The 9,973-nt window shown below is 72.3% G+C and carries 9 protein-coding genes; 2 read left to right on the forward strand and 7 right to left on the reverse strand.

Annotation, left to right across the window (positions count from 1 at the left end):
• Positions 1-533, reverse strand: a 533-nt coding sequence (locus GTW40_RS21005) for an FAD-dependent oxidoreductase (protein WP_161181744.1), incomplete at its 3' end; no start/stop codon positions are given.
• 149 nt (positions 534-682) lie between these two features.
• The gene (locus GTW40_RS21010; protein ID WP_161181745.1) at positions 683-1,579 is read right to left on the reverse strand and encodes a TIGR01777 family oxidoreductase; all 897 of its coding nucleotides are present in this window, start codon (positions 1,577-1,579) and stop codon (positions 683-685) included.
• An 82-nt stretch (positions 1,580-1,661) separates the two neighbouring features.
• Here GTW40_RS21010 and GTW40_RS21015 point away from each other — a divergent pair, with 82 nt between their 5' ends.
• Positions 1,662-2,150, forward strand: a complete 489-nt coding sequence (locus GTW40_RS21015; protein ID WP_161181746.1) for a GNAT family N-acetyltransferase — start codon at positions 1,662-1,664, stop codon at positions 2,148-2,150.
• A gap of 27 nt (positions 2,151-2,177) precedes the next feature.
• Here the strand turns inward: GTW40_RS21015 and GTW40_RS21020 are convergent, their stop codons facing one another.
• Positions 2,178-3,371: a MarP family serine protease gene (locus GTW40_RS21020; RefSeq protein WP_161181747.1), complete on the reverse strand. Its 1,194-nt coding sequence runs from the start codon at positions 3,369-3,371 to the stop codon at positions 2,178-2,180.
• Positions 3,372-3,563: 192 nt separating this feature from the next.
• Between GTW40_RS21020 and GTW40_RS21025 the strand changes: the two genes are divergently transcribed.
• Complete coding sequence (locus tag GTW40_RS21025; protein ID WP_237525604.1) at positions 3,564-4,370, forward strand: peptidoglycan recognition protein; 807 nt, start codon at positions 3,564-3,566, stop codon at positions 4,368-4,370.
• A gap of 30 nt (positions 4,371-4,400) precedes the next feature.
• Here GTW40_RS21025 and GTW40_RS21030 read toward each other — a convergent pair whose 3' ends face one another.
• The 4 genes from GTW40_RS21030 to sucB all read right to left on the reverse strand — a co-directional run.
• Complete coding sequence (locus GTW40_RS21030) at positions 4,401-4,919, reverse strand: DUF4240 domain-containing protein (protein WP_161181752.1); 519 nt, start codon at positions 4,917-4,919, stop codon at positions 4,401-4,403.
• Positions 4,920-5,070: 151 nt separating this feature from the next.
• Positions 5,071-7,773, reverse strand: a complete 2,703-nt coding sequence (aceE, locus tag GTW40_RS21035; protein ID WP_161181749.1) for a pyruvate dehydrogenase (acetyl-transferring), homodimeric type — start codon at positions 7,771-7,773, stop codon at positions 5,071-5,073.
• Between the two features lie 241 nt (positions 7,774-8,014).
• Positions 8,015-8,638 (reverse strand): GntR family transcriptional regulator, encoded by a 624-nt coding sequence (locus GTW40_RS21040; protein WP_161181750.1) that lies wholly within the window; start codon positions 8,636-8,638, stop codon positions 8,015-8,017.
• 273 nt (positions 8,639-8,911) lie between these two features.
• Positions 8,912-9,973, reverse strand: a 1,062-nt coding sequence (gene sucB / locus GTW40_RS21045; RefSeq protein WP_161181751.1) for a 2-oxoglutarate dehydrogenase, E2 component, dihydrolipoamide succinyltransferase, incomplete at its 5' end; no start/stop codon positions are given.

The raw sequence follows: 9,973 nt of genomic DNA on the forward strand, positions 1-9,973 counted from the left end.
AGGCCGCGCGCCTGGAGGGCCTGGGCGGCGGGCAGTTCGGGGCGGGCCAGCAGGCGTTCGACGGGGGTGGCGGCGAGCCGGTTGAGCGCGCTGCCGAGCCGGGCCCGGTCCATGGCGCCCCCGGCCGCCCCGCTGGTACGGCTCTCGCGGGCGCTTCCCGCGCCCCGAGGGGCGCTCGCGAGGGCGCGCGCGATGTGAAGTGCGCCCCTTGCGCCCCCGGTGACCGCCGGAGCGCCCGCCCGGTGCCGGTGCCCGTCGCGGTGCAGCAGGACCCCGGGCGCGAAGCGGCGCAGCGGCAGGGCTTCGAGGCCGGGGGTGGTGCGCGGTTCGGGCCAGGACGTGAAAAGCGGCTGTCCGAGACGGTCGAGCCGGAAGCCGTCGACCTTCTCGGTCGACATGCGGCCGCCGACACACGGCTCTGCCTCCAGGACCGTGGTCGTCACTCCAGCACTGGCGAGCCGACGGGCCGCCGCGAGTCCGGCGGTCCCGGCTCCCACGACGACGACGTCCACCTGGTACGCGGGCTCAAGCACGAGGCCCCTCCTGTGGTTGCGCGGCCGGTGGAGACGTGATGCCCCCAACAGGCCCCGGGGATACCCGAGTTCGGGTCGAGGTTAGGGCCCCGAACGGTCAGGGGCAGTCGCGCATCGACAGGGCACGGTCGCATGGAGGTCGCATACGGTCACTCCGCCGCGCGGATCGTGTCCTCGATCCCGGGGAACGCGAAGGCGAACCCCGACTCCAACAGCCGCCGGGGCACCACCCGTTGACTGCCCAGCACATCCCCGGCCATCTCGCCGAGCACCGCCCGCAGCACCGCCGCCGGGACCGGGAACGGCGTCGGCCGGTGCAGCACGCGCCCCATCGCCTCGGTGATCTCCTGATTGGTCAGCGGGTCGGGCGCGGTCAGATTGAACGGCCCCGACAGATCCGCACGGTCGATCAGATGCCGGATCGCCGCCACCTCGTCGTGCAGCGCGATGTACGACCAGTACTGCCGCCCGTCCCCGAGCCGCCCCCCGAGCCCCGCCTTGAACAGCGGGAACAGCCGCCCCCACGCGCCGCCCCCGGACGCCACCACCAGACCGGTGCGCACGAACACCGTCCGCACCCCCGCCTCCCGCACCGGCGCCGCCGCCTCCTCCCACTCCTCGCACACCGAGGGCAGGAAACCGTCGCCGGGCGGGGCGCTCTCGTCCGTGATCCGGTCGCCGGTGTCGCCGTAGTAGCCGATCGCGCTGCCGTTCACGAAGACCCGGGGCGGCTCCGGCAGCGCGGCGGCGGCCTCCGCCAGCGTCGCCGTGCCCAGCACCCGGCTGTCACGGATCAGCCGCTTGTACTCCGGCGTCCAGCGCTTGTCCCCGACCCCGGCCCCGGCCAGGTTCACCACCACGTCGCAGCCGCTCAGCCCGGCCGCGTCCACGGTCTGCCGCTCCGGGTCCCAGCGCACCTCGTCCTCGCCCCGGGGCTCGTGCCGCACCAGCCGGACCACCTCGTGCCCGTCGGCCCGCAGGGACCGCACCAGGGCGCTGCCGATCAGACCGGACGCACCGGCCACCGCGATTCGCGAATGCTCCATGATTCCAGCATGGCCGCCCCGCCCCCGGAAACCGGGGAGAACGGCCCACCGGAGCCGCAAGTCGCCGCCGTACAGTCCTCCCATGACACAGCCCCTCATACGCCCCGCCCGGCCCGAGGACGAGGCGGAACTCGCCCTGCTCGACCGTCTCACCTGGTCCACGCTGCACTCGGTGCAGCCCGAGCCGAGCCCGCCGTATCCGGCCTTCTTCGGCGAACGGCATCCCCCGGAGAACCACCTGGCCGCCGAACTCGACGGCCGCCTCGTCGGCTACATCCGCGTCTGCCAGCCCATCCCGCTCGCCGTGAACGCGCACGTACGGCAGATCCAGGGCATCGCCGTCGCCGAGGAGGCACGCGGCCTGGGCGTCGGCCGCGCCCTGGTCCGGGGCGCCGTCGAACTGGCCCGCGGGCAGGGCGCCCGGCGCCTCACCCTGCGCGTCCTCGGCCACAACACCCCGGCCCGCGGGCTCTACGAGGCCGAGGGCTTCAAGGTCGAGGGCGTGCTCCCGGAGGAGTTCCGCATCGCGGGGGAGTACGTCGACGACGTCCTCATGGGCCGCATCCTGTGAGACGCCGTACGGCCGAGACGCGACGCCCTACGACGTGATCAGGTGCCCGGTGTCCACCGGCGCCGTCGCCTTCGCCGCCCGCGCCGCGTCGCCCGCGACCTCCTCCGCCGTGAGCACGTAGCCCGTCTCGGAGTCCGAGGTGGAGCGGGCGAACACCACGCCGTACACCTGCCCGGACGTGGTCAGCAGCGGTCCGCCCGAGTTGCCCGGGCGGACCGTCGAGCGGACCGAGTAGACCTCGCGGGTGACCGTGCGGTCGTTGTAGATGTTCTGGCCGGTCGCCCGCACCCGGTTCGCCACCGTCGCCGCCTGGAGGTTCAGGCCGCCGTCCTCCGGATAGCCCGCGACCACCGCCGAGTCGCCGCGCCGGGCGCCGTCGTCGAAGCGCAGCACCGGGGCGCTCAGCCGGGGCACGTAGAGCACCGCCACGTCCTTGTCCGGGTCGAACAGCACCACCCGCGCCGCGTACGAAGGACCGACCCCGCCCACCCGCACGCTCGGCTCGTCGATCCCGGCCACCACGTGCGCGTTCGTCATCACGCGGTGGGGCGCGTACACGAACCCGCTGCCCTCGCGGCCCTCGGCGCCCACCGCGCCCTCGATCTTCACCGTGCTCGTCCGGGCCGCCTCCGTCGCCTCCGCCGTCACACTGTCCCCGGTGGGTTTGGCCACCCGGGCCGTGGACTCGTTCTCGAACGGGTTGAAGACCTGCGGGAAACCCGCCTCCGTCAGCGCGGAGGTGGCCCGCGAGAACCACCCCGGGGTCGTCTCCGGCATCGTCTCCTGCACCGCGCCGAGGATCGCCGAACTCCGGATCGCCGTCGTCAGGGTCTGCGAGGACGTCGCCGCCAGCACGCTCGCCGCCACCCACGCCACGATCAGCACCGCCACCGAGTTGGCCGCCGCGCCGCCCATCCCGTCCGCGACCCGCAGCGCGCCCCCGCCCGCGCGGTCCATACGGCTGCGCAGCCGCAGCCCCAGCTGCCCCGCCAGCTCGTGCCCCACCACGCCCGGCACCAGCACCGTCAGCACCGCGAGCACGATCGCCCCCGCCGACCCGCGCGTCACCAGGCCCGTCACAAAGGGCAGCGCCCAGACACCGACGGCCGCGCCGCCCACGAACCCGGCCAGCGACAGACACCCGGCCACCAGGCCGCGCCGGTAACCGGCCGCCGCGTAGACGAGGACCACCAGCACGAGCAGCACGTCGAGCAGGTCCACGAAGCCGCCTTTCTCTCGGACCCCCCAGTACGGTCGCAACGCGCCCGCTGATCAGCCGCGGGCGGGCGCCCCCGGCGGGGGAACCGCCCACGTGGGCGTGTACCCCCGGAAACGTCCCGGACGGGGACGATGGTTCCACCGGGTGGCACAGCACACATCGCGGACCCGGCCGGGCGATCCGACGATGGGATCATGCGTGCCACGCGAGGACCGGGCGGACAGAGGCGGCGCGTCCGGGTACCGGGCGCGGTACTGCTGGCCGTCGGTTGCCTGCCCGGGATCACCGCCCTGATCGCGGTACTGGTCCTCGCGCGCGGCAGCGGGAGCATCGTCAGCCACCACTCCGAGCACCCCGCCACCACCGCCCCCGTCCCGCCCCCGCCCCACCACGCGCCCCGCCCGGTGATCGTGCCCCGCTCCGTCTGGCTCGACGCCACCGCCCGGCACGAGCAGCCCGCACCGCGCTACGACGACAAGGTGGTCGCCGTCTTCGTCCACCACACCGACTCGCCCAACGGCTACGACTGCGCCGACGCCCCGCGCATCATCCGCGCCCTGTACGCGGGCCAGACCGGCAGCAGGCACTGGGACGACATCGGCTACAGCTTCCTCGTGGACCGCTGCGGCACCGTCTACGAGGGTCGCGCCGGGGGAGTGGACCGGCCCGTCACCGGCGCCCACACCCAGGGCTTCAACCACCGCACCGCCGGGATCGCCGCGCTCGGCACCTTCACCGCGGGCGTCCCCGTCCCGCGCGCCATGACCGACGCGATCGCCGCCGTGGCCGCCTGGAAACTGGGCCTCGCCGACATCGACCCGCGCTCCCACGTCCGGCTGGTCTCCAGCAACGGACTGAGCCGGTACAAGGCGGGTACGACCGCCAGCCTCCCGGCCCTCGCGGGCCACAACGACGGCTACCAGACCAGCTGCCCCGGCGCCGCCCTGAGCGCCCGCCTCCCCGAGATCAGGAACGCGGCGGCCCGTCTCCAGGGCCGGTGAGCGGGGTGCCGGAGAGCGAGCGGGCACGCCTCACTCCCTGAAGCGTTCCCACAAGACCGGATAGCGCTCCGCCAGCATGCCGTCGTTCTCGAAGTCGAAGGCCGTGCCCGCGGGCTCCGCGGGCGCCGGGGCGATGCCCAGCTCGGGGGCGACCACACCGGTCAGCCGCTCGTACGCCTCGTCGGCCGCGTACCCCAGCTCCTCGCCGTCCCCGTCCATCTCCTCGTCGAAGTCCTCCACCAGCTCCGCCAGCGCGTCCGGATCGTGCAGCGCGCCCTCGAACACCTCCCGGCCCTGACCGATCAGCCAGCACCGGAAGTAGTCGAAGGCGTCGTCGCTCGCGCCGCCCAGCAGAATCCAGGCCGCGCCCCACAGATCCCAGCGGTACGCGCGGTTGTAGCGGGCCTCGAAGTGACGGGCGAAGTCCAGGACCATGTCCGGGTCCAGCTGGAGCAGCCGGTCCACCAGCAGGTCGGCCTGCTCCTCGGGGTCGCCCTCGGCGGCCTCGCGGGTGGCGTCGATCAGCTCCCAGAACTCCGTCTCGTCCATCACGGCACCAGCATCGGGCCTCGCACGGCACCCCGCACGTGGAACGGCACGGTGAACGGCGGGAAACGCGGAAGGGGCGGAAGGGAAGGACGCCGGAAAACGAAGAAGGGGCACGGCGTGGTGCCGTACCCCTTCAGCGGACCTCAGAAGGTCACAGACCGTACTTCTCGCGGGCTTCCTTCACGGTCGTCGCCTTGACCTCGCCGCGCCGGGCGAGCTGCGCCAGGGCCGCGACGACGATCGACTCGGCGTCGACACCGAAGTGACGGCGGGCCGCCGCGCGGGTGTCGGAGAGGCCGAAGCCGTCCGCACCCAGCGAGGACCAGTCCTGGTCGACCCACTGCGCGATCTGGTCCGGGACCTGGCGCATGTAGTCGGAGACCGCGAGGACCGGGCCCTCGGCGCCCTGGAGCGCCCGGCGCACGAACGGCACCCGCTCCTCGCCGCGCAGCAGGGCCGCGTCGGCGTCCATGGCGTCACGGCGCAGCTCGGACCAGGAGGTCGCGGACCACACGTCGGCGGCCACGCCCCACTCCTCGGCGAGCATCCGCTGCGCGTCCAGCGCCCAGTGGATCGCCGTACCCGAGCCGAGCAGCTGCATGCGCGGGGCGTTGGCCGGGACGGTCACGCCCGCGGACTCCGCCGTGTTGAAGCGGTACAGGCCCTTGACGATGCCCTCGTCGATGCCGGGGGCGGCGGGCTTGGCCGGCTGCGGCAGCGGCTCGTTGTAGACCGTCAGGTAGTAGAAGACGTCCTGGTCCTCGCCCTCGGCGGCCTCGCCGTACATGCGGCGCAGACCCTCCTTGACGATGGCGGCGACCTCGTAGGCGAACGCCGGGTCGTACGTCAGCGCGGCCGGGTTGGTCGCGGCGATGACCGGGGAGTGGCCGTCGGCGTGCTGGAGGCCCTCGCCCGTCAGGGTCGTACGGCCCGCGGTCGCGCCGACGAGGAAGCCGCGGCCGAGCTGGTCGCCGAGCTGCCACATCTGGTCGGCCGTGCGCTGCCAGCCGAACATCGAGTAGAAGATGTAGAACGGGATCATCGCCTCGCCGTGCGTCGAGTACGCGCTGGAAGCGGCGATGAAGTCGGCCATCGAACCGGCCTCGGTGATCCCCTCGTTGAGGATCTGGCCGTTCTTGGCCTCCTTGTAGTACATCAGCTGGTCGCGGTCGACCGGCTCGTACGTCTGGCCCTTGGGCGAGTAGATGCCGAGCGACGGGAACAGCGACTCCATGCCGAAGGTGCGCGCCTCGTCGGGGACGATCGGCACCCAGCGCTTGCCGGTCTCCTTGTCGCGGACCAGGTCCTTGACCAGACGGACGAACGCCATGGTGGTCGCCACGTTCTGCGAGCCGGAGCCCTTGTCGAAGGAGGCGAACGCCTTGTCGGCGGGGGCGGGCAGCGCGGGCAGCGGCTGCGTGCGGCGGGCCGGGGCCGGGCCGCCGAGGGCCGCGCGGCGCTCCTGGAGGTAGCGGACCTCGGGGGAGTCGGCGCCCGGGTGGCCGTAGGGCACCTGGCCGTCGGCGAAGGCGCTGTCCGGGATCGGCAGTTCGAGCAGGTCGCGCATCGCCTTGAACTCGTCCACCGAGAGCTTCTTCATCTGGTGGTTGGCGTTCTTGGAGGCGAAGCCCGGACCGAGGGTGTGGCCCTTGACCGTCTGGGCCAGGATCACGGTCGGCGCGCCCTTGTGCTCGACGGCCGCCTTGTACGCCGCGTAGACCTTGCGGGCCTCGTGGCCGCCGCGCGACAGGTGGAAGCACTCGAGGATCTTGTCGTCGCTCAGCAGCTTCGCCATCTCCATCAGCGCCGGGTCGGCGCCGAAGAAGTCCTGGCGGATGTAGGCCGCGTCACGCGTCTGGTACGTCTGGATCTGGGCGTCCGGCACCTGGCGCAGACGGCGGACCAGCGCGCCCGTGGTGTCCAGCTGGAACAGCTCGTCCCAGGCGGTGCCCCACAGGGTCTTGATGACGTTCCAGCCCGCGCCGCGGAACTGGGCCTCCAGCTCCTGCACGATCTTGAAGTTCGCGCGGACCGGGCCGTCGAGGCGCTGCAGGTTGCAGTTGATGACGAAGGTGAGGTTGTCCAGCTCCTCACGGGCGGCGAGCGCGAGGGCCGCCGTCGACTCCGGCTCGTCCATCTCGCCGTCGCCGAGGAACGCCCACACGTGCGAGGCGGAGACGTCCTTGATGGCGCGGTTGGTCAGGTAGCGGTTGAACCGCGCCTGGTAGATCGCGGAGAGCGGGCCGAGGCCCATCGACACCGTCGGGAACTCCCACAGCCAGGGCAGGCGCCGCGGGTGCGGGTACGACGGGAGGCCGTTGCCGCCCGCCTCCTGGCGGAAGTTGTCGAGCTGGGTCTCGGTCAGCCGCCCGTCCAGGAAGGCGCGGGCGTAGATGCCCGGGGAGGCGTGGCCCTGGATGTAGAGCTGGTCGCCCGAGCCGTCGCCCTCCTTGCCCTTGAAGAAGTGGTTGAAGCCGGTCTCGTACAGCCACGCGGCCGAGGCGAAGGTGGCGATGTGGCCGCCGACGCCGTACTTGCTGCCCCGGGTGACCATCGCGGCCGCGTTCCAGCGGTTCCAGGCGGTGATCCGGGCCTCCAGCGCGGCGTCACCGGGGATGCCCGGCTCGGCGGCGGTGGGGATGGTGTTGAGGTAGTCCGTCTCGACGAGCTTCGGCAGGCCGATGCCGTCCGCCTCGGCACGCTCCAGAGTGCGCCGCATCAGGTACGCGGCGCGATGCGGGCCCGCTTCCCTGGCGACGGCGTCCAGGGAGGCCCGCCACTCGGCGGTCTCCTCGGCGTCGCGGTCCGGGAGCTGGTCGAGCGCGCTCTGCTGGATGGCGTTGGGGTCGGTCATGTCGCCGCCTTCCTCAGTCGAAGGGGGTGCTCTCATGGTTGAGAGCTTGGGGGTGCCCTTGGTCTTTGGCAGGACAGGGCCGTCGAGGACTGTAACTCCCTGATCGATGATCGATCAAAGGTTTGGGGGTGAAAACCCCGTCTTTGCGCGAAAGTAGGCACCCGGTGTCTTTTGGACAGGCACGGGGTGCCGTGTTTTTGGCGGTTTTCGTCCCCGTTTCCGCAGGTGAGCGGGGTACGGCTCAGGCGCGGGGCGCGCAGCCCAGAACGTGCGCCTTCACCAGCTCCGCGATCCGGGGGTCACGGCGCTTGAACGCCTCCACCAGCTCCTGGTGCTCCTCCGCGTACGACTGCTGGACGGTGCCCAGCCAGCGGATCGACAGGGCGGTGAAGACCTCGATGCCGAGGCCCTCCCAGGTGTGCAGCAGCACGGAATTGCCCGCGGCGCGCACCAGTTCGCGGTGGAAGCCGACGGTGTGGCGGACCTGGCCGGTGCCGTCTGCGGCCTGGTCGGCCTCGTACAGGGCGGTCACGTGGGGCTCCAGGGCCGAGCAGTCCTCCGCGAGGGCTTCGGCCGCGAGTTCCGCCGCTATGGCCTCCAGGCCCGCCCTGACGGGGTAGCTCTCCTCCAGGTCGGCCGCCGTGAGGTTGCGTACGCGGACGCCCTTGTTGGGGGCCGACTCGATCAGGCGGAGGGTCTCCAGTTCGCGGAGCGCCTCGCGGACCGGGGTCTGGCTGACCTCCAGTTCCGTGGCGATACGGCGTTCCACGATCCGCTCGCCCGGCTGCCAGCGGCCGCTGACGATGCCCTCCACGATGTGCTCGCGGATCTGTTCGCGCAGCGAGTGGACGACGGGCGCGGTCATTCTGGGCTCCTTCGCGAGGGGCTGGCTTTTAGACAATAAGGGGGGTGTGAGGGTGCGGGGGCTCGGACAGCGGTGCTTTTGCCCAGGTGAGACCTGTTGCACAGGGTGTTTTCGAGGGGTCTCGCCGTGGGGGTGCGGGTTTGGGGGTGGGTGCGGGTCTCGTGTGGCTGGTCGCGCCCGCGCGGCGGAGCCGCATATCGACACAGCCCCGCGCCCCTAACAGCGAGAAGCCCCCTGCCTTCGGCAGGGGGCTTCTCTTTACAGGCCAGGGAGTTACAGGCCGAGCTCTACCTCGAACTCGCCCGCTTCCAGGATCTGCTTGACCGTCGTCAGGTAACGGGCCGCGTCGGCGCCGTCGACCAGGCGGTGGTCGTAGGAGAGGGTCAGGTAGGTCATGTCGCGGACGGCGATGACCGTGCCCTCCTCCGTCTCCAGGACGGCCGGGCGCTTGACCGTGGCGCCGATGCCGAGGATCGCGACCTGGTTCGGCGGCACGATGATCGTGTCGAACAGGGCGCCGCGCGAACCGGTGTTGGAGATGGTGAAGGTCGCGCCGGACAGCTCGTCCGGGGTGATCTTGTTGGCGCGGACCTTGCCGGCCAGCTCCGCCGTCGCCTTGGAGATGCCCGCGATGTTGAGGTCGCCGGCGTGCTTGATGACCGGGGTCATCAGGCCCTTCTCCGAGTCCACCGCGATACCGACGTTCTCGGTGTCGAAGTAGGTGATGGTGCCCTCGGCCTCGTTGATGCGGGCGTTGATGACCGGGTGGGCCTTCAGCGCCTGCGCGGCGGCCTTGACGAAGAACGGCATCGGGGAGAGCTTGACGCCCTCACGGGCGGCGAAGGAGTCCTTCGCCTTGCCGCGCAGCTTCATCAGACGCGTGACGTCGACCTCGACGACCGACGACAGCTGGGCCTGCTCCTGGAGCGCCTTGACCATGTTGTCGCCGATGACCTTGCGGATGCGGGTCATCTTGACGGTCTGGCCACGCAGCGGGGAGACCTCGAGCGCCGGGGCCTTCTTCGCGGCGGCCGGAGCGGCGGCAGCGGCCGGAGCAGCCGGAGCCGGAGCGGCGGCCTTCGCGGCCTCGGCGGCGGCGAGGACGTCCTGCTTGCGGATACGGCCGCCGACACCGGTGCCCTTGACGCCGGCCAGGTCGACGCCGTTCTCGGCGGCGAGCTTGCGCACCAGCGGGGTCACGTAGGCGCCCTCGTCGGTCGCCTGGGTGGCGGTCGGGGAGGTGGGCGCCGTGGCCGGGGTGACCGGAGCCGGGGCCGGAGCGGCCGGGGCCACCGGAGCGGCCGGGGCCACCGGAGCCGGGGCGGCAGCGGCGGG

Origin of the sequence: Streptomyces sp. SID4985 (genome assembly GCF_009863025.1) — a bacterium.
Taxonomy (GTDB): Bacteria; Actinomycetota; Actinomycetes; order Streptomycetales; family Streptomycetaceae; genus Streptomyces.